Annotated in this window: 18 protein-coding genes, 2 pseudogenes and 1 other annotated feature; of the genes and pseudogenes, 9 read left to right on the top strand and 11 right to left on the bottom strand. The window is 63.7% G+C overall.

The window, feature by feature from the left end:
* Positions 1-4 precede the first annotated feature (4 nt).
* The gene (locus tag J9314_RS17530) at positions 5-1,336 is read right to left on the bottom strand and encodes an MFS transporter (RefSeq protein WP_210603586.1); all 1,332 of its coding nucleotides are present in this window, start codon (positions 1,334-1,336) and stop codon (positions 5-7) included.
* 207 nt (positions 1,337-1,543) lie between these two features.
* Between J9314_RS17530 and J9314_RS17535 the strand changes: the two genes are divergently transcribed.
* The 3 genes from J9314_RS17535 to J9314_RS17545 all read left to right on the top strand — a co-directional run bounded on the left by J9314_RS17535 (position 1,544) and on the right by J9314_RS17545 (position 4,383).
* Complete coding sequence (locus tag J9314_RS17535; protein ID WP_210603587.1) at positions 1,544-2,017, top strand: NINE protein; 474 nt, start codon at positions 1,544-1,546, stop codon at positions 2,015-2,017.
* Positions 2,018-2,145: 128 nt separating this feature from the next.
* Positions 2,146-3,729 (top strand): FMN-binding glutamate synthase family protein, encoded by a 1,584-nt coding sequence (locus tag J9314_RS17540; RefSeq protein ID WP_210603588.1) that lies wholly within the window; start codon positions 2,146-2,148, stop codon positions 3,727-3,729.
* A gap of 66 nt (positions 3,730-3,795) precedes the next feature.
* Complete coding sequence (locus tag J9314_RS17545) at positions 3,796-4,383, top strand: dienelactone hydrolase family protein (RefSeq protein ID WP_210603589.1); 588 nt, start codon at positions 3,796-3,798, stop codon at positions 4,381-4,383.
* Between the two features lie 79 nt (positions 4,384-4,462).
* On the opposite strand, the pseudogene J9314_RS17550 reads toward J9314_RS17545, so the two are convergent.
* The 3 genes and pseudogenes from J9314_RS17550 to J9314_RS17560 form a co-directional block, all read right to left on the bottom strand.
* Positions 4,463-4,594: pseudogene (locus J9314_RS17550) on the bottom strand (SDR family oxidoreductase); the annotation flags it as partial.
* Positions 4,595-4,775: 181 nt separating this feature from the next.
* Complete coding sequence (locus J9314_RS17555; protein ID WP_210603590.1) at positions 4,776-5,579, bottom strand: ribokinase; 804 nt, start codon at positions 5,577-5,579, stop codon at positions 4,776-4,778.
* Positions 5,572-6,558, bottom strand: coding sequence for a nucleoside hydrolase (locus J9314_RS17560; protein ID WP_210603591.1), 987 nt, complete (start codon positions 6,556-6,558; stop codon positions 5,572-5,574). The genes J9314_RS17555 and J9314_RS17560 overlap by 8 nt, the downstream gene beginning before the upstream one ends.
* 101 nt (positions 6,559-6,659) lie before the next feature.
* Between J9314_RS17560 and J9314_RS17570 the strand changes: the two genes are divergently transcribed.
* Positions 6,660-7,894 (top strand): IS3 family transposase gene (locus tag J9314_RS17570; RefSeq protein ID WP_425514167.1). Its coding sequence is split into 2 segments (ribosomal slippage): positions 6,660-6,939 and positions 6,939-7,894, totalling 1,236 coding nucleotides; the frame shifts between segments, so codons are not numbered across the junction.
* Positions 6,938-7,066, top strand: a sequence feature (AL1L pseudoknot). It overlaps the preceding gene by 129 nt.
* 71 nt (positions 7,895-7,965) lie before the next feature.
* Here the strand turns inward: J9314_RS17570 and J9314_RS17575 are convergent.
* The 4 genes from J9314_RS17575 to J9314_RS17590 all read right to left on the bottom strand — a co-directional run bounded on the left by J9314_RS17575 (position 7,966) and on the right by J9314_RS17590 (position 12,191).
* A complete protein-coding gene (locus J9314_RS17575; RefSeq protein ID WP_210603592.1) occupies positions 7,966-8,898 on the bottom strand; it encodes an alpha/beta hydrolase family protein in 933 nt (310 codons plus the stop codon).
* 99 nt (positions 8,899-8,997) lie between these two features.
* Entirely contained in the window at positions 8,998-10,362 is a 1,365-nt protein-coding gene (locus J9314_RS17580) for an MFS transporter (protein ID WP_210603593.1), read from the bottom strand.
* A gap of 326 nt (positions 10,363-10,688) precedes the next feature.
* Positions 10,689-11,579, bottom strand: a complete 891-nt coding sequence (locus J9314_RS17585; protein WP_210603594.1) for a fumarylacetoacetate hydrolase family protein — start codon at positions 11,577-11,579, stop codon at positions 10,689-10,691.
* A 3-nt stretch (positions 11,580-11,582) separates the two neighbouring features.
* Complete coding sequence (locus tag J9314_RS17590) at positions 11,583-12,191, bottom strand: VOC family protein (protein WP_210603595.1); 609 nt, start codon at positions 12,189-12,191, stop codon at positions 11,583-11,585.
* A gap of 224 nt (positions 12,192-12,415) precedes the next feature.
* Here J9314_RS17590 and J9314_RS17595 point away from each other — a divergent pair, with 224 nt between their 5' ends.
* Complete coding sequence (locus tag J9314_RS17595) at positions 12,416-13,978, top strand: FAD-dependent monooxygenase (protein WP_210603596.1); 1,563 nt, start codon at positions 12,416-12,418, stop codon at positions 13,976-13,978.
* Positions 13,979-13,983: 5 nt separating this feature from the next.
* Here the strand turns inward: J9314_RS17595 and J9314_RS17600 are convergent.
* The 3 genes and pseudogenes from J9314_RS17600 to J9314_RS17610 form a co-directional block, all read right to left on the bottom strand.
* Positions 13,984-14,538: pseudogene (locus J9314_RS17600) on the bottom strand (formyltetrahydrofolate deformylase); the annotation flags it as partial.
* 239 nt (positions 14,539-14,777) lie between these two features.
* The gene (locus tag J9314_RS17605; RefSeq protein WP_210603597.1) at positions 14,778-15,665 is read right to left on the bottom strand and encodes an IclR family transcriptional regulator; all 888 of its coding nucleotides are present in this window, start codon (positions 15,663-15,665) and stop codon (positions 14,778-14,780) included.
* Positions 15,666-16,240: 575 nt separating this feature from the next.
* Positions 16,241-17,044 (bottom strand): 3-oxoacyl-ACP reductase, encoded by an 804-nt coding sequence (locus tag J9314_RS17610; RefSeq protein ID WP_210603598.1) that lies wholly within the window; start codon positions 17,042-17,044, stop codon positions 16,241-16,243.
* Between the two features lie 230 nt (positions 17,045-17,274).
* On the opposite strand from J9314_RS17610, the gene J9314_RS17615 reads away from it, so the two are divergent.
* The 4 genes from J9314_RS17615 (at position 17,275) to J9314_RS17630 (ending at position 23,141) form a co-directional block, all read left to right on the top strand.
* The gene (locus tag J9314_RS17615; protein ID WP_210603599.1) at positions 17,275-18,294 is read left to right on the top strand and encodes a hypothetical protein; all 1,020 of its coding nucleotides are present in this window, start codon (positions 17,275-17,277) and stop codon (positions 18,292-18,294) included.
* Between the two features lie 123 nt (positions 18,295-18,417).
* The gene (locus J9314_RS17620) at positions 18,418-19,446 is read left to right on the top strand and encodes a 3-oxoacyl-ACP synthase III (RefSeq protein ID WP_210603600.1); all 1,029 of its coding nucleotides are present in this window, start codon (positions 18,418-18,420) and stop codon (positions 19,444-19,446) included.
* A gap of 7 nt (positions 19,447-19,453) precedes the next feature.
* Complete coding sequence (locus tag J9314_RS17625; RefSeq protein ID WP_210603601.1) at positions 19,454-22,168, top strand: alpha/beta fold hydrolase; 2,715 nt, start codon at positions 19,454-19,456, stop codon at positions 22,166-22,168.
* A 7-nt stretch (positions 22,169-22,175) separates the two neighbouring features.
* The gene (locus J9314_RS17630) at positions 22,176-23,141 is read left to right on the top strand and encodes an NAD-dependent epimerase/dehydratase family protein (protein ID WP_210603602.1); all 966 of its coding nucleotides are present in this window, start codon (positions 22,176-22,178) and stop codon (positions 23,139-23,141) included.
* Positions 23,142-23,155: the final 14 nt, after the last annotated feature.

The raw sequence follows: 23,155 nt of genomic DNA on the forward strand, positions 1-23,155 counted from the left end.
TCGATCAGTTGCGTTTCCTGAAGCCTATCGGAGCTCCGGTCAGCGTCAAGACCAGCACCGCGATGAGGGAGGTCGCGCACATCGCGACGACGCCGGGCCAGGCGAAGTCGGTGAACAGGACCGCCGACAGCCAGGCACCGAGGCTCGTGCCGAGGTAGTAGACGGTGAGGTAGATGGCAGCCGAGCGGGTTGAGTCGACCCCGGGGCGGGCGGCGCTGGCGGCCGCGGAGGCGCCGGTGTGTCCGATGAAGAACCCGGCGGTGAGCAGGGACATGCCGAGGACGATGACGACGAGCGAGTCGACGAGGGTCAGGCCCGCGCCGGCGAGCGCGATGACCATGCCGATGAGCGTCAGCCGGGTCCGCGAGAATTTCGTGGCCAGTCGCCCATAGTAGGTGGTCACGACAGTGCCGACGAGGTAGATGAGGAAGAACAGGGCGACCGCGCCCTCGCTGAGGTTCCACGGATCCTGCTGCAGCCGGGTGCCGAGCATGGTGAACGATCCGCCGAAGACGATCATGCACAGGAATCCGGTGAGGTAGATCCGCCACAGTCCCCCACGGAGGGGAATCGCCCGCCGAGGCGGCTCCGGGTCGGACTTGCCACCGCTGGGTTCGGTGGTCCCATCGTCGGATCCGGGCGTGCCGCGATCGGGATCGGCGGTTTCACCCTCGGGATCGGCCGCCTCGGCGAGGGTGGGATCCGTATCGTGAGCACGGGGATCACGGTCATGGGCGGCGCGGTTGCGTGCGGTGGAGAACAGGTCGTGGCGCAGCAGCCAGACGACGATGAGGCCGAAGAGCAGCGAGATCCCAGCGGTGAAGGCCAGGCCACCGTGCCAGCCGAGGAACTCGGAGGCCAGACCGGTGAGCAGGCGCGAGCACAGACCGCCGATCGTGTTGCCGGCGATGTAGACCCCGATCGCACCGGGCAGGGCCCGGGGCGGCAGACGCAGGGAGAGGTAGGCCATGGCCGTCGCCGGCACCGAGGCGATCGCCACCCCCTGGAGGAACCGGACGGCGATGAGCAGCTCGGGAGTCGGGGTGAAAGGCAGGATGAGGGCGAGGATCGCGGCGACGATGACGCCCGCGCCGATCTGCCGGGCATGGCCGATGCGCGGAGCCAGGGCCGAGAACGGGATGAGGAAGACCGCCATGGCCACGTTCGTCGCCGAGACGGTCAGACTCGCCGTCGGTCCGTCGATGCCGTAGGCATCGCGGATGGCCGGAAGCAGCCCCTGGGTCTCGTAGAGGACGAGAAAGACGGAGACACCGGCGAGGAAGACCGCCGCTACGGTTCGCCGAGTGCTTGTCGGACTCGGCTCACCAGTGCTCATGAATCCAACGCTATGCCTGTCCAGAGCATTGCCCCAAACGATTCCGGGGTGCGGACCATGTGAGAACGGACACCGCCGGGTCGGATGCGGAGGATAACCCCATCGCCGAGGCGGCCCCCGCCTTCTAGGCTGAAGCCAGACCTTGAGACGACGGTGAGCTCCGCTCGTCGGCGCACGCACCGCAGCTGAGCGAATGGGAGAACAGGGATGTCCGCGACCACCGAGATTCCCGTGACCTCGCCCTCCCCCGCATCCGACGCCGGTAACGCACCCGACACCACCAGCGCCGCACCCACCTCCTCCCCGACCATCGACGCAGCGCTCGTCTCACCGCTGGCCGATGACGCCGGTGCCACCGACACCGAAACGCGTGGGAACCGGTCCTTCGTCATCACGTGGATCCTGTCCCTCTTGTTGGGATTCCTCGGTCTCGATCGGTTCTACACCGGGCGATACCGCACGGGCGCACTCAAGCTGCTCAGCCTCGGCGGGTTGGGGATCTGGTGGATCATCGATCTCGTCACGGTCCTCGCCGGCGGACTTCGCTATGATTCGCGGCCGCTGCGCGGGTTCGACCAGGACAAGGAGATCGCGTGGATCGCGACGGGTCTGACGATCATCGTCGCCTACTCGATGCAGGTCGATGAGCTGATTCTCGCGCTGCTGACTCGTCTCGGCTGATTCTGCACCGCCCGGCCCGGCTCTCCCACCTCCTCATCCCGGTGCTGAACGCTTTCTCAGGTCTGCCTTTCCTGAAATCCCCGCGCCCTGGGGATAGTCTCGGGAACAGGACAGTTCAAGGAGGCACGATGAAACGGCAGTTCCCTACCGTCCGGATGGCGGGCGGCGACTCGACAGGCAAGGCTTTTGCGGGGTGGGCGGCGGCCGCCTCGGCGCTCGGGCTCGGTGCACTCGCAGCGTGGGACCTCACGCAGAAACGACATTCGATCCTGCGCAACTACCCCATTGCCGGGCACGCCCGATTCCTGCTGGAGTCGATCCGGCCGGAGATCCAGCAGTACTTCATCGAACGCAACTGGGACGGGCGTCCCTTCAACCGCGACACCCGCACCACGATCTACGAACGTGCCAAAGGCACCCACTCCGAGCACGCATTCGGCACCGAACACGACGTCGACCGGCCCGGCTACGAAGCGCTCATGCACTCGAATCTGCCGATCGCCAACTCTCCTCGCCCGCCGCGCGTGCGCATCGGCGGCGACGAATGCACCCAGCCGTATGACATCTCGCTGCTCAACGTCTCGGCGATGAGCTTCGGTTCGCTGAGCAACAACGCCGTGCGGGCGCTGAACAAGGGCGCGGCGATGGGCGGGTTCGCCCATGACACCGGCGAAGGGTCGATCTCTCCCTACCACCGCGAATTCGGCGGCGACCTCATCTGGGAGCTCGGCACCGCGTACTTCGGCGCCCGCACCTCCGACGGCCACTTCGATCCTGACGTCTTCGCCGAGAAGTCGCAGGATCCGCAGGTGAAGATGGTCTCCCTCAAACTCTCCCAGGGCGCGAAGCCGGGCATCGGCGGCGTCCTGCCGGGAGCCAAGGTCACCGAGGAGATCGCCGAGATCCGCGGCATCCCCGTCGGTCAGACGTGCATCAGCCCTCCCGGTCACAGCGTGTTCTCGACCCCGATCGAGCTGCTCCAGTTCATCCGGACGATGCGCGAACTCTCGGGAGGCAAACCTGCAGGCTTCAAGCTCTGCGTCGGCTCCCGCACCGAGTTCCTCTCGATCGTCAAGGCCATGGTCGAGACCGAGATCCTGCCGGACTTCATCATCGTCGACGGCTCCGAGGGCGGCACCGGTGCCGCTCCGCTGGAGTTCGAGGACAACATGGGACTGCCGCTGACGCAGGGGCTGATGATCGTGCACAACGCACTCGTCGGCGCCGGCCTGCGCCCGAAGATCAAGATCGGGGCCTCGGGAAAGATCGCCACCGGCACCGACATCGTCAAGCGCCTCATCCAGGGCGCGGACTTCACGAATTCGGCGCGCGCGATGATGATGGCCGTCGGCTGCATCCAGGCTCAGGCCTGCCACACGGGAAAGTGCCCGGTGGGCGTGGCCACGCAGAATCCCCGGCGAACGCGGGCCATCGACGTGTCCGACAAGTCCGAGCGCGTGAAGAACTATCACGATGCCGTCGTCGCCGAGGCGGCCCGCCTCATGGCGTCCATGGGCGCGGCCGCCCCGGAGGACCTGGAGCCGACGATGCTGCGCCGCAACGTCTCGGTGTCCGATTCATGGTCGTATGCCCGTCTCTACGACTGGCTCAAGCCCGGCGAACTGCTGGGCGATGCGCCCGAGGACTGGGCGGCCGACTGGGCGACCGCACGCGCCGATTCCTTCACCATCCCCCGTGGCCACAGCCGCTGACTGCTCTCCTGCCTTCGCTCGATTTCCCTGTCGAAAGGACCAATTCCTCTGTCGAAAGGACCGCTCATGAGCACTCTCGTCCTGCTCCACTCCGCCCTCGGCCGCACGCCCGGGATGGACGCCATCGCCGAGCGCTTCACCGCGGCCGGGCACACCGTCCACACGCCCGATTGCTACGACGGCAGAACCTTCACCACCGCCGAGGCGGGGGTGGGCCACTCGCAGGAGGTCGGGTTCACAACGCTGGTGGACCGGGCGACGAAAGCCTGCGCCGACCTCGGTGATCAGATCGTCTTCGGCGGGTTCTCCCTCGGTGCCGCGCTCGCACAGCAGATGGGCAAGAACGATCCGCGAGCACGCGGCGTGCTGCTCTTCCACGGCGGCGGGTTCCCGAAGCCGACCCGCTGGCAGAGGGACGTCCCGGTCCAGATCCACTTCTCCGTCGACGACGAGTGGCGCACTCCCGGCACCATCGAGACCCTGATGGAGTCCGTCGCTCGAGCAGAGGCCCAGGCAGCGAACTTTCTCTATCCCGGCAGCACGCACCTGTTCAGCGACCCCACACTGCTGGACTACCGCGAGGAGGCCGCCGACCTTCTCTACTCGCGAGCCCTGGCCTTCCTCGACCGCGCCCAAGATTCCGGCCGGCCCTGATGCCGGGTGTCACTGGAGCCCGGTGCCACTGACTCCGGGCAGACAGGCGGCCTCGCCCACCACTGATGCCGGGGTTGGCTCAGTTCATGACGAGGCCGTTGTCGACGATGAGGTTCTGGCCGGTGATCGCACGTGAGGCGGGAGAGGCGAAGAACACCACCGCCGAGGCGAACTCCTCCGGAGTGGTCACCCTGCCCAGTGCGCTGGCCGAGTGGTTACTCATCTGTGAAAGGTGCACGCTGACTTCCCGGACTGATCGATTGAACGGGCCCCGCGACAGCAAAAACACGGCTGCTTAGAGAAAGGAGTGGACGAACGAACAGACCTCATTAGGGCCAATGAGTGCATTCAAGGCTATTCCCTTCCGGCCATTCGAAGCGAGTCGCACTGGTTTAGAACTGCCACGGCTGTGCACCGTGGAATTGAACGACGTCCGCGCTTGCTCGCACGGCGGCCTTTAGCGCGTTGATCTTGGATTGGCCTAGCGCGAGTGAAGCCACGAGGGTGCCGGCGAACGCATCTCCCGCACCAGTTGTGTCGACCGGATTCACCGTGTGGGGCGCGACGGTGAGGTCTCCCAAGGTGACGTCTGCCGAGCCGCGCGTGATGCAGAGGTTGTTCTGTTTCGAGATCTGTGACGCCTCGTGCTCGTTTGCGATGACAAGGTCGCAGAGAGGAGCGAGTATTTCGATCTCCGGTATGACGGGTGAAGCGTTCAGAGCGATCTTCATGCCTCGTTCTCGGGCAGCGTGAATCACAGCGAGCACGACACTCGATGGGATCTCGCACTGCAACAGTACCCAGCCGGTATGACCTAGCCGATCGATTACGGTGGCCACGTCGAGCGAGTCGTTGGCCCCGGCGACTGTGACAATCGAGTTCTCCCCCTTCTCATCGACTGTGATGATCGCCTCGCCGGTGGGCATTTCGACGCAGACGCTACTGGCGACATCCAGCCCGTAGCGCGTTTGAAGGCCGTGCCGGTATGCAGCTCCGAAGTCGTCTGTGCCGAAAGCAGCTATCAAGCGGGTTGGAACTCCTGCCGCGGCTGCGGCCACGGCCTGATTTGCGCCTTTGCCCCCGGGCCGGCGATTGAGCGAGCGACCTGGAACCGTTTGTCCGGCCATAGGCATGCGGCGCACCATCACGACGGTGTCGATGTTCACAGATCCGATAACGGTGACGGCCTCAGCCATGGGCGCTCGTTTCCATGAGGATGATCTGCAGGATCTCGGCGGCTGCCGTTTCTCGTGCGGTGCGGACGATGCGAACGTTTGGTGTCTGATCGGTGCCCATCGTCAACGCGCCCCGTTCTTGGCCTCGGGTTTCGACGCGAAGGGGAAGGTTCGTCGTGTTCGAGATCAGGGCGGTGTGTGTCGCGAGCGCAGCGGTCAGGGGATCGTGAAGCGCGAAGATGGCGTCGCCGAGAAGAGCTTCGTGCCGTTCGCCGTAGAAGCGGAGCATGTCCGCGAGTGATCGCGCCAACGGATCTGCGGATGTGCTCATCCGACCCACCTGAGAACTCGTCAGCGCGTGGTCCATCGTGACGTCTAATGGGACGACAGTAACGGAGACTTTTGAGCGCAGAACCTGATCGGCTGCCTCCGGGTCGGACCAGAAGTTGGCTTCGGCGAATGGGGTCACGTTGCCTGGGACGTCGAGAGCGCCCCCCATGACGAACACCTCGTCGAGCAACTCGGCCAGTGCGGGCTCGCGCTCCAGTGCGAGCGCCAGGTTGGTCAGCGGGCCGACCGCGACGACGCGCAGCCGACCGGCATAGCGCCGAGCACAGTTGATCAGCTGCTCGATCGCGTCCTCGGCGTCTTCGGACAACGCTGCCGGCGGGAGTGAGACTCCGCCGAACCCATCCTCGCCGTGCACGTGCGGAAACCCGCCCGAGAAGTCCCCGGCCAGCGGGCGCGTTGCGCCGATTGCGACCGGGATGTCAAGTCGTCCGGCTAGTTGAAGAAGGTCGGCGGCGTTACACGCGCCCGTGTAGGCATCGACGTTTCCCGCCACGGTTCCGACCCCGACAAGGGAGGCGCGGTGGGTACGCAACAGGAAGGTGAGTGCTGTGGCGTCATCGATGCCGGGATCGCAGTCCAGATAGATCGGTGTGGTGGCCTGGGGCGCTGGAGATGTGCTGTGTCGGGGTTCGGCTTTTGTTGTGTTCATGAGGTGTGATTCCACGTGTGGTTGGTGAATGGCTGAAGCTGCGGTCTGATTCGCCCCGGGAATAATGGAGACAGTGAAGCCACGGAAAGGACTTCCCTGTCATGCCCCAAAAGAAATACCCGCTCGAGCTTCGTGAGAGAGCAGTCCGCATGGTCCTCGACGCACTCGAAGCTGACCCGGGTGCCCGCCGCGGCATCTTCCGCCGTATCGGCGACCAGCTCGGTGTCAACCCCGAAACGCTGCGGTCGTGGGTCAACCAGGACCAGGTCGATGCCGGCGACCGGCCCGGCACCACCACCGCTGATGCCCAGCGGATCAAGGACCTCGAGAAAGAGAACCGGGAACTGCGCCGGGCTAACCAGATCCTGAAGTCGGCGTCGGCTTTCTTCGCGGCGGAGCTCGACCGCCCCTCGAAGTAATCGTCGCCTTCATCGACGAGCATAAGGACGAATTCGGAGTCGAGCCGATCTGTTCCACGCTGCGTGCTGCCGGCGTGAAGATCGCTCCGAGTACCTACTATGCCCGCAAACAGCGGCCAGCCTCGAATAGGCAGAAACGTGACGAGATCCTGAAAGAGGAGATCAGCAGGGTGCATACGAACAACTACGATGCGTTCGGAGCCCGGAAGATGCACATCGTCCTCAACCGCGAACCCGACCCGTTAGGGCGCGGGCATGTAGCCCGATGCACGATCGAACGCCTGATGAAAGACCTCGGATTACACGGGATCAAGAGGGCCAAAGCACCGAACACCACACGGTCAGCACCGCGGGAGAACTGTCCAGCCGATCTCGTCGATCGCCACTTCGCGGCTTTCGCCCCTGACCGGCTGTGGGTTGCCGACATAACTTATGTGCACACGTTCACCGGGTGGGTCTACGTCGCGTTCGTCACCGACGTGTTCAACCGCGAGATCGTCGGCTGGCAAGTCTCGAGATCGCTGCATACCGAGTTGGCTCTTGATGCTCTGCAGATGGGGATCTATCAGCGGAAACGTGCAGGTGGCGACCTATCCGGGCTGGTGCACCACTCAGATCGCGGGGTCCAGTATCGGGCGATTCGCTATGGCGAGGCCCTGGCCGAACAAGACGCCGTCGCCTCTGTCGGGTCGAAAGGCGACTCGTACGATAACGCCCTTGCCGAAGCCTTAAATTCACTCTATAAGGCCGAGCTGATCCGGAACAAGGGTCCGTGGAAAGGTATTGATGATGTCGAGATCTCCACGGCGGAGTGGGTGCACTGGTTCAACACGTACCGGCCTCACGGAGCACTCGGTGGTGCGACTCCCGCTGCGTTCCGAGCAGACTATTTCAACGCGCTGCCACGGGCTGCCTAGCTCGTGCACAAGCTGACGATTTCCAAGTAGAAAACTCTCCATCAAACCCGGGGCTTGACAGTCGGCCGGCTTCAAGGCGCATCCGATCGGCCGGCCAAGATCTCTGGTCGAACGGACGCGGCGTGACACAAAGCCGTGAACGCCAGGGTCTCGAAGGTATGCGTCTGCCCGAGCAGCCCGTCCATCACCGGGTGCGAGGCGCCGGGGACGATCTTGCCGTCCACATAGGGTGAGGCGATACCGAGTGAATCGAGCATCTCATCGATGGTCTTGTCGCCGACTTCCCACAACACATCGTGTTCAGCGAGCCGATAGTGCACAGGGACGGCGATCGTACTCGCCACGCTGCGCCAGTCCTGTTGCCAGCCGTCGACGATCTCCAGCAGCTCGGCACGCGGTATACGAGCTGGGGTGTTGGGGCGTTGGAGGATGGGGAGTGACCAGGTCGGGGGTGTGGGCAGATCGGCGACAGCTCGCAGGTCGGCAACAAATTCGCCGTCCTCCGTGTTGTGCCATTGTGCGCGCACGCGCTCTGGGACAATATGCCCGACATCGACGACGGCGACCCCAAGGAGGGGCCAACGTGCATCGCCGCGCTCTGCGTTTGCGCTCCACTGTGAGGCCAGTGTCAGCGAGACGGCTCCGCCAATCGAGCAGCCATGGATGACGACGCCGCGTGAACGCTCCCCGAACTGCTCCCACAGCTCGGCGATGGCGTCATTGAGCCGCTGCGCGCTTGCGGCAAACCATCCATCTGAGCCCTCCGACCGCGACGGAAGGGCACTGTCGCGGTACCCGGGCCGGTTGAGCGCGAAAGCGGGATAGCCATTGTGCGCGACGACCCCGAGTTGGGAGTGGCCGGGAAGCATCGTTTCGAGTGCATCGGCACCACCACCGTGCAGGAACACAACAAGTGGTCGGTCCGCCGAGTCGTCGGGAATCTCAGCGAATCCGGTTATCTTGCCATCGAGCAGGGTCAGTGGCTTTGCGGATGAATCATTCATGGCGTCCTCCTCTTGCATCTGAGTGTAAATTGTCTGTGCGTGACCGCATACGCAATGCAGTGGCGGTCGATCCATGACGGTCGCTCCAGCTCTGCGCTCCTATACATTGACAGCGGCATTCGTATCACTGGTGCCGCTGCGACGCGGCATGAGGACAACGAATGCGAAAGCGATGAGCATCAGCGCGACCGCGACTGCGAAGGCCATGACGAATGATTCGAGGGAAGGCTTTGCGATCAGCGATCCCACAAGCGCTGAACCGAACGACGAGCCGAAGGAGAACATGATTGCGTTGATGCCGGGCAGAAATGCCGAACTCTCCTTGGGAGATCGCAAAACCCCGAGCCCGTTGGCCGCGGTGATCGCGACTCCTCCGAAGACAGCAGACAGCAAGCCGAAAAAGATAAGTGTTGCGACGGTCGACCTCAGTGAGAGCGTCATCCCGATGAGTGTGAACAGAGAGATCACAACGCCTGTGAACAACACGGGCCACCACCCAGCTCGTCGGGCGATCACACCGCATATGGGTGCAAGGAAGAACGACACGATCGTACCCGGCACCGTCAACAGTGCGTAGATCGTTGCCGAGAGTCCGCCTCCACCCGCCTCGGTTGGAAGCTGAAGCCAAAACGGTGCCAGGATCGAAAAGACGCTGAGGAAGCCTGCCATCCCGAAGAGGCACACAATTGGAACAGCAAACACCTCCCTGCTTGCGAGGTGTCGCACCGTTATGATGGGGTGCTTCACCGTGCGCTCGACAAGAATGAACATCACCAGAAGGACGAAGCCGACAATCAGCAGCCCGAGAGTGCGAGGAGAGCTCCACCCTTCGCTTCCTGCTTGCCCGAGACCGATCGATATGCACAGCATGGCGACTCCGAGGACGACGAGTCCGGGCCAGTCGACTACGCCCTTTCGCTTGCCGTCGCCTTGTGGGACGACCAGAAGGACTCCCGCGAAGCCCAGCACGCCCAAGGCTGCCGCGATCCAGAATATCCCGCTATAGCCAATGGTGTCGGTGACCCATCCGCCGACGATTCCATCGACGCCCGTTGCGCCAAGATTGAGGGCGCTCAACCACCCAAGAATGACGGAGTAACGCTCATCGGAGACGTGCTCGCGAAGAATGAGGAACGCGAGTGGGAGTGCAATTACTCCCGGGGCCTGCATCCAGCGGCCGACGTTATAGAGAGGCAGTACCGAGGTCGTCGCGATCAGTACACTTCCGACGATGCCAAGGATGATGACCACCAGGAGCATTGCGCGACGGCCGACCCGGTCGCTTAACGGCAGGGAAGCTGCGGCAAGGCCTCCGACTGCGAAAAAGAGACTCTGCGAGAGCGAGATATCGCTTTGCGAGGCCCTCAAATCGGCGGCAATGGTCGGGAGCGCCGGGAAAATCATCGTTGCCGCGGCCTGAAATGCGGCGATAGCTAGGAACATTACTACGACGAGCAGGGTCACTCGAGTGTGGGTTGGTTTGGTGAGTAACGACATTGAAACTCCTCTGCGTACCTGACCGGCCGGCCAGGCAATGGCTATAGTCGATTCAGACAACCGGTCGTACGGTGGAAGATCGGCCGAGTGATCGGTCCGCGGCGGTTTCGGATCACAGTAGCGTCTCCTTCTTGAGGCACGAGGGCGGCTTGGCTCAATGTATGCGCGGTCAGGACATAAGCCGCAAACGACTTCCATTGATCGGAATGCAGAATCCGTTCGCGGTCGGAGACGAGCTCTGCCACCTGAGTGGAATCCATGGCCAAATCCGTGGAGTGTGTTTCGCCTCTACATCAGCCATCCGACACGTTGCCTGAGCTAGAGCCAATGAAGCGTTGGACAATGGCTCCGATACCGTCGATTTCTGTGTACAGGGTTTGACCTACTCGCAGAAACTCCTGCGGGTTCCGCCCGATGCCGACACCCGCCGGAGTTCCAGTGAAGATCACATCGCCCGGGAGTAGCTCGACGATGCTAGACAACCGAGCCACCAACGCGGGAACCGAGAAGATCATGAGCTGCGTGTTGCCATCCTGAAGCACCCGCTCCGTGCCATCCAGCTCGTGGAGCACACAGCGGATTCCGAGAGCGTTGATGTCGTGGCCGGCACTGACCTCGTCGACAGACGCAACCCACGGGCCGAGCGGGGTGAATCCGGCCGACGACTTACCCAGACTGAACTGCGGCGGATCTCCCCAAAACTGGATAGTACGGTCGCTCAGATCCTGACCGACAGCGAGACCAGCAATGTGCGCCCAGCTCTCAGATTCGGGAATGTCACGACCTCCCTCCCCAATCACGACGACAAGCTCAGCCTCCCAGTCCACGCGCTCACCGGTGAGTGCGACGTCGACGTCCGCCCCTGCGAAGCTCGACACGTACTTCGTGAAAACCACAGGGTTATCGGGGGCGCGGAAGCCGGATTCGTCGGCGTGATCGGCATAGTTCAATCCGATTGCGAATACTTGTGGTGGCCGAGGAACCGCCGCCCCGAGATCGCGAAAATCGTACTCGACCCCAGATTGGCGCTTGGACGCTGCGTCAGCCCATTCGCGAAACTCACCCCATCGAGCGTAGATCGCTTGCGGATCCGACGAGAATTTCCCGTCGCTCGCGCTCTGAACGTCGACGGCGAATCGACCCTCAAAGAGGACGAGCCGGCCATTAAGATTTCCGATCCGCATGGGTCACCACAGTTCCGGAAGGTGGACTTCGGGAATGGCCTCCGGCCGATATGTTCCCGCCATCGCTCGCCGGTGAACCTCTGCATGGCTCAGTCCGTCGGCGCGTGCGGCTACGACTTTCACGGGATCGAAGTACTCACCGATGGGATTGTCCGAGAAGTCCTGCGAAGTCCGCATATACTCTTTCGAGCTTCTCCAGTCAGCGAAATTGTCAACTTGGATCTCCACACCGTTGCCCTCGGGGTCCTGGTAGTACATCGACATGGTCATCCCGTGGTCAAGACCCATGAACGGTTCGATTCCCTCTATGGCAAGCCGCTCGTAATGGTCCACCCACGCTTCAAAGTCGTCGTACTCAAACGCAGTGTGATGCAGGCCAGAGGTATGACCCTTATTTTCCGGTGGAATCAGGTCAGGCAACGCGAGGAGCGCGATTCGGTGATTCGCTGCGTCGTTGGTGAGCCATGCACCGCCCTTTCCGTGGAAGACCGGCTCCAGCCCAGCCACCTTCTTGTAGAACTCGACCATTTCATCCAGTTTGAGCGTGGCGAAGGTCGTGTGATGGAAGACCGGTCCGCTGATCGGTCTGCAGCGGTTTCGGTTCACGGTCATGTGTCCTCCTCGAGTGACGGATGGTGTGTTGTTCAATGTAGGCGCAGTTCAGACCTCGATCGCGGAATAGTTCCACTGATTGGAACTCTTACGACTGCTCGCGTCCGGAACAGTGTTGATCAATCGCCTCTGGCCCATGCCAATCATTGGAAGTCCGTCATCGGAATCCCTCCTCCCTGCTCCATTGTCGAAGCATCACGTACTATCTCGAGGTCGGAGTGTGAATGGCCCAGAATATTCTTCCCGTGCTGATTGTGGGTGGGGGACCAGTAGGTCTTTGCGCTGCTCTCGAACTCGATTCTCACGGCGTGCCTGTCACGATCGTGGAGCCCAGAGTTCTCATCGATCACTCTCGTCCGCGAGCGAAGACGACTTCAGCACGAACCATGGAGCATTTTCGCCGTTGGGGGATCTCCGGTCGCGTGCGCGAAGCTGCCTCGTTGCCGGTGGATTGGTCCCAACGGGTGACTTTTGTGGAAACACTCTCCGGCAAGGAGGTGGCCCATTTGGACGGCTGTCTCGGTTTGAGTGTTCCGGACGAGGTCAGTCCCGAAAAGGCTCAGCAGATAAGCCAGGGTCGCGTCGAAGAAGTGCTCCGGAGCGCGGTGAGCGAGCGTGAGGGAATCACGACGCTGTACGGCTGGGAGGTCACACGGCTCGAAGAACAGAGAGAGCATGTCGTCGTGACTATACGGGACCAGAACGGGCGCGACACACCGCTGACGACCTCATGGGTGGTCGGAGCGGATGGTCCGCGAAGTGCTGTGCGAGCGGCAATGGGCACGCGTTACGCTGGCGCAAGTGGTGGGCGTCCGAACGTCAACATCACCTTTAGGTCACGCGAATTGGCCGACAAGATTCGCCATCCCCCGTCGCTCCAATACTGGGTACTCGACCCCTCTTGCCCTGGTGTAGTGGGTCCGCTCGACCTCGACGGTACGTGGTGGGCCATCTCCACGGGCACCGAGAGTGTTTCCGATGATGTTGAGGCCCGCCGGATCATTCAAGGCCTCGTCGGATCCGATATCGACATCGAGATCGTTGCTACCGATCCCTGGCAGGCTCGGATGCTGATTGCTCAGGAGTACCGCCGTGGGAGATTGTTCGTTGTCGGTGACGCCGCGCATCAGAACCCTCCATGGGGCGGCCACGGGTTCAACACTGGTGTCGGAGATGCCGTCAACATCGGTTGGAAGCTCGCCGCAGTTATCAATGGTTGGGCTCCTGAGCATCTGTTAGACAGCTATGCTGCCGAGCGCAAGCCGGTTGCGGCTCAGACGATTGCACTTGCACAGTCAAATATGAAGGCACTTTCGAACGATCTCAGCGACGGATTATTAGAGGACAGCTCGACCGCGATGGCGAACCACGCCGCTCGCATCCGCGAACTCAAGAGCCCCGAGTTCTATGCTGATGGACTCGTGTTCGGCTACGGATACGGTGATAGCGCAGCCAAGCAGACTCCTACATTGGCCGAGTATCGCCCAATTGCGACTGCGGGAAACCGCATGCCGCATCGAAGGAGACAAGGCCGTGCGCTCTTCGACGTACTGGGGCGAGAGTTCACTGTGATCGGTCCAGCATCCCATGCATCGGCGCTGGTGCAGGACGCCCGGCGCCGATGCATCCCACTCTCCCATATGGCTGCCGCAGGCGACCTGATCTTGGTGCGTCCTGACCAACATATCGCTTGGGTGGGGCAGACCGTAGATGACCCAGAACGTATCCTCGACGACGCACTGACTGGATTTGTACAATCAGTTCCACGGCCTCGACGTTTCACCTGAGTCGGCTAAAACACGATGGTCTGGTTGCCACGTCTGATGACACGGTCCTCCGCATGCCATTGCACGGCGCGGGAGAGCACGGCGCGTTCGACATAGGCTCCTCGAGCCTGCAGATCGGCGGCCGACATGGAGTGGTCGACGCGAGCGACATCTTGCTCGATGATCGGCCCTTCATCGAGATCTTTGGTGACATAGTGCGACGTCGCGCCGATGAGCTTAACACCACGCTCCTTGGCCTTGCGATATGGAGAGGCGCCGATGAATGCGGGCAGGAACGAATGGTGGATGTTGATCACGGGGACTCCTAATTGGTCCAAAAGGCTCTCGGAGATGATCTGCATGTACCGGGCGAGTACAACGAAATCGACATTGCCGGTGAGCAGTTCCAGGATCTCAGCTTCTGCGGCCGACTTGTCCGGTCCCTGCGAGGGGACATGGAAAAACGGAATGCCGAAGGAGTGCGCGTGATCGGCCGTACTGGTGTGATTCGAGATCACCATAGGGATGGTTACGGGCAGTTGGCCGCGACGGTGCCTCCAAAGCAGCTCGAGTAGACAGTGGAAGCAGTGAGTATCCAGATGGCTCCACGGGCTTCCACGACAACGGCGAGTGGTTCATGAGCCGTGAGTTCGTCCCCCTTAGCAAGTACACCCCGGATCTCGATCTGGTTGCTCAAGCCGGGAAACCGATGGCGACAGCAGCCGGAACAGTGAGTGGTGACGCATACTACGCGCGCACTGCTCGGCTTGTTGCAGAGCGGCTAGGCATCCCGTATTTTGATTTTCCCGGTCACCATCTGTCATATCTGGATATGCCCGATGAGTTCGCAGCTTCGCTTCGTACCGCGTTCGCTACTTTGCCCGCGGAATCTGACGCATCGTCTGTTGAGTGAGCTCGCTATTTCGGGGGGGCGCAGGGCGAGCCTGCTGACGTCACGGGAGATCGCGCGCGCGATTGCCACGATGGCCGGCTCGACCATCTGTGGGTTGAGGCTCCCTCCGGCCCCCAGCACAGAAAGCGCCGCCACGCAGTCGCCCAAGCGATCGAACACAGGCGCGGCGATCGTTTCGGCAGGCTCCGGTCGCGTGCGGGAAAAACGTGCCACACCTTCGGATCGCACGTCCTGCAGTTGAGCGCGTAGTTCGTCAGGATCGAGCTTGGTCGGCTCGGGCTCCAGCGTGAGCGAGCGCGTGAGATAGGCGGCCTGGAATTCTGGCTGGGCGTGAGCAAGCAAGATGAGGCCCAGACCAGTGCCGTGCAACGGAACCCGAGCGCCCGGACTCCAGAGCACCTTGGCAGCTCGAGTCGATGAGAGTCGTTCGATGATCACCGCTTCGTTGTTCTCCCGCACAGCCAGCTGAATGTGTTGCCCCGTTGCGTGATGCAGATCCTCCATGTAGGGCAGAGCTATTGCCCGCAGTCCGTGCCCACGCGGAGCAAGCGCAGCGTACTCGAACATTCGAAGGCCCACGGTGAACCTGCCATCAGGGAGACGTTCCGCGACCCCCAGCCGTACCAGACTCTGAGCTAAACGCAGAGTAGTGCTCAGCGGAATACCAGCACGCTCACTGAGCTCCGTGAGGCTTAGCGCCGGATCCTCTACGCTGAAGGCATCGAGAATGCGGAAAGCTCGAACCAAAACAGGTTCCCCGGTCTGAGGCCGACCACCACGTCGAATATTTTCCATGACATATTAGATTCTGCCACTAGTCGAGTGGTCGTGTCGTGTTGATTCAATAATGCCAAGGCTGAGCATCGTGTGCTCGTTCGCAATGACAAGCTCGCAGCGAGGAGCGCGTACCTCGTTTTCAAGTAGGTCGGGTGAGGCTAGATCTTCGAGACTCGCTCTCGGACAACTTGACCACAGCGAGGACCACGCTCTTTGTTGTGGTCAGGCCGGGGCGCCTCTCGTAGGCGTAATTCGAGCTCAAAGCAATCCGTGCCGCAATCTCTTTCAAAAGGCCGCACGATTGGCTCGACTCCGATACTCGGCCCACAGCCGACGTTTCTCCGCCTCGAATTCGACCGACTCAGCTGGTGTGGCCTTGCCGGATTCTCTGTGTGATTGCGCATCCAGACTTGCAGCGTCTCTTTGCTCAAACCGACCTCGCCGGCGACACGAGTGATCGGCCCGGTGTCGCTGAGTTGAACGGCCGGTCTTTCGAGGTCGAGCTGGGATGCGCTATCGACGTCGGCATGAACGGTCGACGCCCGGATACGCGGTCTACACCGGTCAGGTGTGAAAGGAGCGCCCTAGCGGCCTCAGTCCATGACGAGGCCGTTGTCGACGACGAGGTTCTGGCCCGTGATGGCCCGGGAGGCCGGGGACGCGAAGAACACCACCGCCGAGGCGAACTCCTCCGGAGTGGTCACCCTGCCCAGTGCGCTGGCCGCAGCGATCTGCTCGAACACCTCGTCCGGGGTCTGCGATGACGCGTCGGTGGTGCGCAGCAGGCCACCCGAGACCATGTTCACCCGCACTCCTGCCGGTCCGAGGTCCTTGGCGAAGGTCCTGGTCAGAGACAGCAGAGCCGCCTTCGCTGCGGTGTAGTCGTGGTAGGGGACGACTGGGTCCTGGACGAGGTTCGTGCCGATGTTGACGACTCGGCCGGAGCCGATCTCCCGGAACCCTCGCATCGCCGACTGGATCGCATTCAGCGCACCCTCGATGGTCCCCCGGAACTGATCCGCGAAATCGGAGTAGTCGATCTCATCCGCGGGCTGCCGTTCGTCACCGTTGAAGGAGAAATCCATCAAGGCGCTGTTGACCACGGTGGATACGGGGGCGCCGAACTCGGCGGCTGCGGAGTCGAACATCGCATCGACCGCGCGGGAGTCGGTGACATCGGCCTCGATGGCCGCTGCACGTCCTCCACGAGCACGGACCGCCTCGGCGAGTTCCTCAGCCGCATCGGCTGAGCGGCGGTAATTGATGACGATGGCGGACCCGGTATGAGCGAAGGCCTTCGCGATGGCCGCGCCCAAGCCCCGACCGGATCCGGTGACCAGGACGACCTGCTCGTCAAGAGGCAGCGCCTCAGTGGTGAAAGCGTGGGCGTTGCCCATTGCGGTTCTCCTTCGAACGTCTCAGTGGTTCGTCCCCCACCCTACCCACCTGCGCCGACGAAGGTCGGCAGGTGCCTTCCCGGATCGGAAGGAGGCACGCGTGCCCACCCCATATCGGAGGGGAGACGCACTCCTCGCCGCTCGGCGGAGGATGTCGGAGGTGCCCAGGCGGACAAAGATCCATAGACTACATCACAGACCAACTTCATCGATCCGCAGGAAGTCCCCTTATGAACGAGCTCGGCGCCGGCATCTCCATCGGAGTCCTCGCAGCACTCGTCGTCTTCGTCATCTACATCATCGGTGCGAAGCTCGGACGATGGCAGCCACGGTCGGCATCCAGCAGACCGACCACTCAGGGCGGCTACAACCAGGGCGGGTACCAGCAGGGCGGGTACCAGCAGGGCGGGTACAACCAGCCTACTCGTGCCTACAGCAGTGAGGACGAGACCCGCGTCCTGCCGAACAACTCCGGCTACGGCGCCGGCTACGACGACGATGCCGACGAACCCCGAGCCACCAAGGCCGAACTCGCCGCGAACATCCAGCACTCCGGTCAGATGGTCGAAGCGAACCGCCGAGCCGCGACCGCCTCGAACGGTGACACCTTTGCTGTGTTCACCTATATCTTCGGCGCCGCACTCATCGCCGTCGTCGCCTTCGTCTTCTTCAACAACCTCCTGCTGCCGGCCACCATCGGTGCGCTCACCGGCGCCATCATCTGCGTGGCACTGTCGGCGACCTACACACTGAAGCACCTGGATTTCTGGCCGGACAACGCCACGATCACGATCATCAACCTCATCGTCGCCCTGGCGGCCTCGATCTTCATGTACATCGGCTCGGTGCAGACCCAGCGCGACAACGTCAGCCTCGGCACGATCACCGACTCCTTCGACGCACTGCCCTTCAGCGACGGATTCTCCGCCTTCGCCCTGGCCATCGGCGACCGCGTTGTGACATTCTTCAAGGACTTCGGGTTCTTCGGCTTCGTGTTCCTGCTGTTCATGGGCATCGGCTGCATCATCGTCTTCACGCTGGCCGCGAAGTCCCTCGTCGACGTCATGGACTGGCGGATCTTCGCCCAGTTCGGGCATTTCGTCACCGATCGGCCGATGTCGTACTCGCGTGCCGTGCGCTTCCAGACGAACAAGGTCTCACACACCGTGACCTCGATCGTTCTTGCGATCATCGCCGTCCTCGCTGCCACCGGAACCCTCTACGACGCCTTCACGTGGTTCACACGCTGATGAACATCTCAGAAACTGGGCGGTAAGATAGTCCCGGACTTCCCCCGTCGTGCCGCGCCACGCGCGCGTCTCAGCGGCCCAGACCGACCCGACGAACGACCCGAAAAGGGATGAGTACCTCAATTGGCGAACGGCAACGCAACATTTCGGCACTCGAACGTGGCCCTGCTCGGCCTGACCGAGACACTGGCCCCGAACGAAGTGACCTCGCAGGAATTCGACGAACGCCTCGCCGATACTCTCAAGACCCTCAGCCTGCCGCAGGGCCTGCTCCAGCGGGTCGCCGGCGTCTACGCTCGCCGCAATTGGGACCAGCCCCATCAGTTCGCCGAGGGCGCGATCACTGCGGGCAAGAAGGCCCTCGCCGAATCCCGCGTGTCCCCCGAGGCCATCGGACTCATGGTCAACACCTCCGTCACCCGTGAGCACCTCGAGCCGTCGGTGGCCGTCGGCGTCCACGCCGGCATCGGTCTGGGCCCGCAGGCGATGAACTTCGACATCGCCAACGCCTGCCTCGGGTTCGTCAACGGCATGACTCTGGCCGCGAACATGATCGACGCCGGGCAGATCGAATACGCCCTCGTCGTCGCCGGTGAAGACGCCTCCCGGGTCCAGGAGGCCACACTGCGCCGCCTCAACCGCCCGGAGATCACCCGCGAGGAATACCTCAACGAATTCGCCTCGCTGACACTGGGTTCGGGAGCCGCCGCCGCCGTCCTCGGACCGGCCGACAGACATCCGGAAGGCCACCGCATCCTCGGCGGGATCACCCGTGCCGCCACCCAGCACCACGAACTGTGCGTCGGTGACCACAACGGCATGTTCACCGACACCAAGGGCCTGCTCGCCGGGGGCATGGAACTCGTCGTCGCCGCGTGGGAGGAAGCCCACAACGACGGCTGGGACTGGCAGGACATGGACCGCTACGTCATGCACCAGGTCTCCGATGTGCACACGAATTCGATCACGAAGGCCGCGAACCTCGACCCCGACCGGATCCCCGTGACCTATCCGGAACTGGGCAACGTCGGCCCGGCCTCCCTGCCCATCACCCTTGCCCGCGAGGCCGACAACCTGCAGCCCGGCGACCGCATCCTGTGCATGGGCGTCGGGTCCGGCCTCAACACCGCCATGACCGAGATCGAGTGGTAGAGATTTCATGAAGTTCCCTGCACGGCCGGCTCAGATTCCCCCGCAGCTGCCCGAGTGGGACCCCGCCTGGTCCCGGATCGTCGAGGCCGCGACCCCGGATGGGACACACGAGTTCCACGTCCTCGACACCCTGCCCGTTCTGCGTGCGGCCGGCCTCGAACCCGAGGGCACGATCCTCGCCCTCCACGGCAATCCGACCTGGTCCTATCTGTGGCGCAGGCTCGCCCGCGCCACCGTCGAGACCGCCCGTGCCGGTGGCCGCGTCTGGCGGCTCATCGCCCCCGACCAGCTCGAGATGGGCTTCTCCGAACGGCTCGCCCACGAGGCGATGCCGGCCCCGAAATCCGACGAGGTGCGCCGGATCGCTGATCGTCTCAATGATTTCGACGCCGTCGTCACGACGCTGCTCGCCGAGGTGGCCGGCAGCGGATTCGCCACCCACCCGATCGTGACGATCGGTCACGATTGGGGCGGTGTGCTCTCGCTCGGTTGGGCCGCACGCAACAACGACATCGTCTCCGCAGCGATCAGCCTCAACACCGCCGTCCACCAGCCCGAGGACACTCCGATCCCGGCGCCGCTGCGCGCCACACTCGCGGGGCCCATGCTGCCCACTGCCACCGTGCTCACCGACTGGTTCTTACAAGTCACGATGGGCCTCGGCGATCTGTCCGCCGAGACCAAGTCCGCGTTCAGCGCCCCGTACCGGAGTGCGGCCGACCGGTGGGCGATCGGCAACTTCGTCGCCGACATCCCCATCGACGCGAACCATCCTTCGGACCCCGAACTGCAGCGCATCGGCAAGGACATCGCCGCCTTCGACAAGCCTGCGCTGCTCGTCTGGGGGCCGAAGGATCCGGTGTTCCTCGAACGCTATCTGCGGGATCTGAGCTCCCGCCTGCCGCAGGCCGACCTGCACCGGTTCGAAACAGCCTCCCACCTCGTCAGCGAAGACCACGACGTCGCCGGCCTCGTCCTCGACTGGCTGGACGCACAGTTCAGTGCGCCCGCAGCAGCCGCGGCGAAGGAATCGACAACCGGCACCGACGACGACCCCGCCGCGCCGGCTGTCCGTGCGGTCACCGCGATCCTCGATGCGCGCCGCGACGACGAGACGATCGCCTCGGTCGACTTCGCGCAGAACCCCGCACAGCAGATCAGCTGGCGCCACCTGTGGCACGTGACGACGTCGATCGCGAACGGCCTGCTCGACCTCGGCGTCAAGCCGGGCGACCGGGTGTCGATGCTCGTCCCGCCCGGCAACAATCTCACCGCCGCGCTCTACGCGTGCCTGAAGATCGGCGCGGTCGCCGTCGTCGCCGATGCCGGCCTCGGCCCGAAGGGGATGACGCGGGCGATCACCTCGGCGGACCCGCAGTGGATCATCGGCGAACTGCCCGGACTCACCTTAGCCCGTGCCTTCGGCTGGCCCGGCCGGCGGATCTCCGTCACCCCGCTCGGCCCCGTCCGCTCCCGCCTGTTCAAGGCAGAGACGAGCCTGACCGCGCTCTCTCGCACCGAGCACCGCGCCGAGCTGCCGACGCCGTCCGCCGGCGACGATGCGGCGATCCTGTTCACCTCCGGCTCGACGGGCCCGGCGAAGGGTGTGCGCTACACGCATGCGAACATCTCCGCGCTGGCAGCGGTGCTGACCAGGGTCTTCGACGTCCGTGAGGGCACCGGACTGGTCGCCGGGTTCCCGCCCTTCGCACTGTTGGGACCGGCCATCGGGGCCACCTCGGTGACGCCGGACATGTCCGTGACGAAGCCGAAGACGCTCACGGCGAGCGCGATCGCCGATGCGATCATCGCCGGTCGGGCGACGATGGTCTTCGCCTCCCCCGCCGCGTACCGGAACGTCGCCGCGACCGCAGAGCGACTCGATGCGCAGCAGCGTACCGCGTGTGCACGGGTCGAACTCGTGCTCTCCGCCGGCGCACCCGTGCCGCTGGAGCTCATGGACGCCATCGCCGAGGTGTTCCCGAACGCATCCATCCACTCCCCCTACGGCATGACCGAGGGACTCCTGCTCACCGACATCGACCGAGCAGGAGTGGCCGAGGCGGACGCGACCGGTGGGCTCGGCGTGTGCGTGGGTCGGCCCATCGACGGCGTCGAGCTCGCGCTGGCACCGATCGATGTTGCCGGGAACTCCGCCGAAGAGCTGCTGCAGGGAGAGGCCTCGCGGGGCCGCCTCGGCGAGTTCGTCGTCAGTGCCGCGCACATCAAGTCCGGCTACGACAATCTCTGGCGCACCACAGCGGATTCGGCTCGCGATGATCTGCACGATCTGACCTGGCATCGGACGAACGACATCGGCCACATCGACGACGCCGGTCGGGTGTGGCTCGAGGGTCGCCTGCAGCACGTCGTCACGACTGCCCGGGGACCGGTCGGACCGGGCGGCCTCGAGGCGCTCGTCGACACCGACGCACAGGTCAGCCGCAGCGCCGTCGTCGGCATCGGTCCGGTCGGCACGCAGGCGCTCGTCGTCGTGCTCGACGCCGAGGGCACCGCGCTCTCGCCCGGCGTCGCGCCGCTCGACCTGACCGCCCGACTGCGGGAGCAGATCGCCAGGATCGGCGGTCACGATCTCGCCGCCGTGCTCGTGGCCCCGGAATTCCCCACCGACATCCGCCACAATTCGAAAATCGACCGGTCCCGACTGGCGGCCTGGGCCGACCGTGTCCTGGCCGGCGGTCCGGTGCGCGGAAGGATCTGAGGATGAAATGAGAATCACCGTCATCGGAGCCTCCGGGCTGCTCGGTTCATCCGTCGCCCACGCTCTCGTCGCGTCAGGTCATGAGGTCACGACCCTGCAGCGCCGTCCCTCCGGGGTCGACGGGGCTGCGGATGTGCTGGGGTCGGTGACCGATGCGGAGTCGGTCGAGCGTGCCGTCACCGGCGCCGAGGCGGTCGTGCACTTGGCCGCGAAGGTCTCCATGATGGGGGATCCCAAGGATTTCGAGGCCGTGAACATCGGCGGCACTCGCACTCTCGTCGATGCGGCTCGTGCCGCCGGCGTGCAGCGTCTGGTCCATATCTCATCGCCGTCGGTGGCACATACCGGTGATTCGATCATCGGCGACGGTGCCGAACCGGCGTCTCCGGAGTTCGTGCGCGGTGAGTATGCGCGGACGAAGGGGGCCGGTGAGCGGATTGCCCTGGGTGCGGATTCGCCCGACTTCCGGGTGCTGGTCCTGCGCCCCCATCTCATGTGGGGTCCGGGCGACACTCAGCTCACGGAACGGGTCATCGACCGCGCTCGTGCGGGTCGGATGCCGGTGCTCGGATCGGGGGCCGCCCTCGTCGACACCCTGTTCGTCGACAATGCCGTTGAGGCGATCGCTGCGGCGGTGACCGCGGTCGATTCCACTCATGGCGAGGCGCTGGTGGTGACGAACGGTCAGCCACGGGCGATCGGCGAGCTGATGTCACGCATCGCGATCGCCGGTGGTGCCGGGGAGCCGAAGCTGCGCATTCCCGTGGCTCCGGCGCTGGCGGCCGGATCCGTGGTCGAGAAGGTGTGGGCGCTCGGTGAGCATGATGATGAGCCTCCGCTGACGAGGTTCCTCGCCGAGCAGCTGTCGACCGCGCACTGGTTCGACCAGCGGCGGACGCAGGAGGTGCTGGGCTGGACTCCTCGGGTCGGCATCGAAGAGGGCATGGAGATCCTCGCCGCGCACTACGCGTAATCGGCTCTGGCCGG

The sequence above is a fragment of the Brevibacterium oceani genome (assembly GCF_017948325.1).
GTDB lineage: Bacteria > Actinomycetota > Actinomycetes > Actinomycetales > Brevibacteriaceae > Brevibacterium > Brevibacterium oceani.

Excerpts from the sequence above, each read along its gene's own strand:
- J9314_RS17530 (WP_210603586.1), bottom strand. The coding sequence starts at position 1,336 with ATGAGCACTGGTGAGCCGAGTCCGACAAGCACTCGGCGAACCGTAGCG.
- J9314_RS17535 (WP_210603587.1), top strand. The coding sequence starts at position 1,544 with ATGTCCGCGACCACCGAGATTCCCGTGACCTCGCCCTCCCCCGCATCC.
- J9314_RS17540 (WP_210603588.1), top strand. The coding sequence starts at position 2,146 with ATGAAACGGCAGTTCCCTACCGTCCGGATGGCGGGCGGCGACTCGACA.
- J9314_RS17545 (WP_210603589.1), top strand. The coding sequence starts at position 3,796 with ATGAGCACTCTCGTCCTGCTCCACTCCGCCCTCGGCCGCACGCCCGGG.
- J9314_RS17555 (WP_210603590.1), bottom strand. The coding sequence starts at position 5,579 with ATGGCTGAGGCCGTCACCGTTATCGGATCTGTGAACATCGACACCGTC.
- J9314_RS17560 (WP_210603591.1), bottom strand. The coding sequence starts at position 6,558 with ATGAACACAACAAAAGCCGAACCCCGACACAGCACATCTCCAGCGCCC.
- J9314_RS17575 (WP_210603592.1), bottom strand. The coding sequence starts at position 8,898 with ATGAATGATTCATCCGCAAAGCCACTGACCCTGCTCGATGGCAAGATA.
- J9314_RS17585 (WP_210603594.1), bottom strand. The coding sequence starts at position 11,579 with ATGCGGATCGGAAATCTTAATGGCCGGCTCGTCCTCTTTGAGGGTCGA.
- J9314_RS17590 (WP_210603595.1), bottom strand. The coding sequence starts at position 12,191 with ATGACCGTGAACCGAAACCGCTGCAGACCGATCAGCGGACCGGTCTTC.
- J9314_RS17595 (WP_210603596.1), top strand. The coding sequence starts at position 12,416 with ATGGCCCAGAATATTCTTCCCGTGCTGATTGTGGGTGGGGGACCAGTA.
- J9314_RS17605 (WP_210603597.1), bottom strand. The coding sequence starts at position 15,665 with ATGGAAAATATTCGACGTGGTGGTCGGCCTCAGACCGGGGAACCTGTT.
- J9314_RS17610 (WP_210603598.1), bottom strand. The coding sequence starts at position 17,044 with ATGGGCAACGCCCACGCTTTCACCACTGAGGCGCTGCCTCTTGACGAG.
- J9314_RS17615 (WP_210603599.1), top strand. The coding sequence starts at position 17,275 with ATGAACGAGCTCGGCGCCGGCATCTCCATCGGAGTCCTCGCAGCACTC.
- J9314_RS17625 (WP_210603601.1), top strand. The coding sequence starts at position 19,454 with ATGAAGTTCCCTGCACGGCCGGCTCAGATTCCCCCGCAGCTGCCCGAG.
- J9314_RS17630 (WP_210603602.1), top strand. The coding sequence starts at position 22,176 with ATGAGAATCACCGTCATCGGAGCCTCCGGGCTGCTCGGTTCATCCGTC.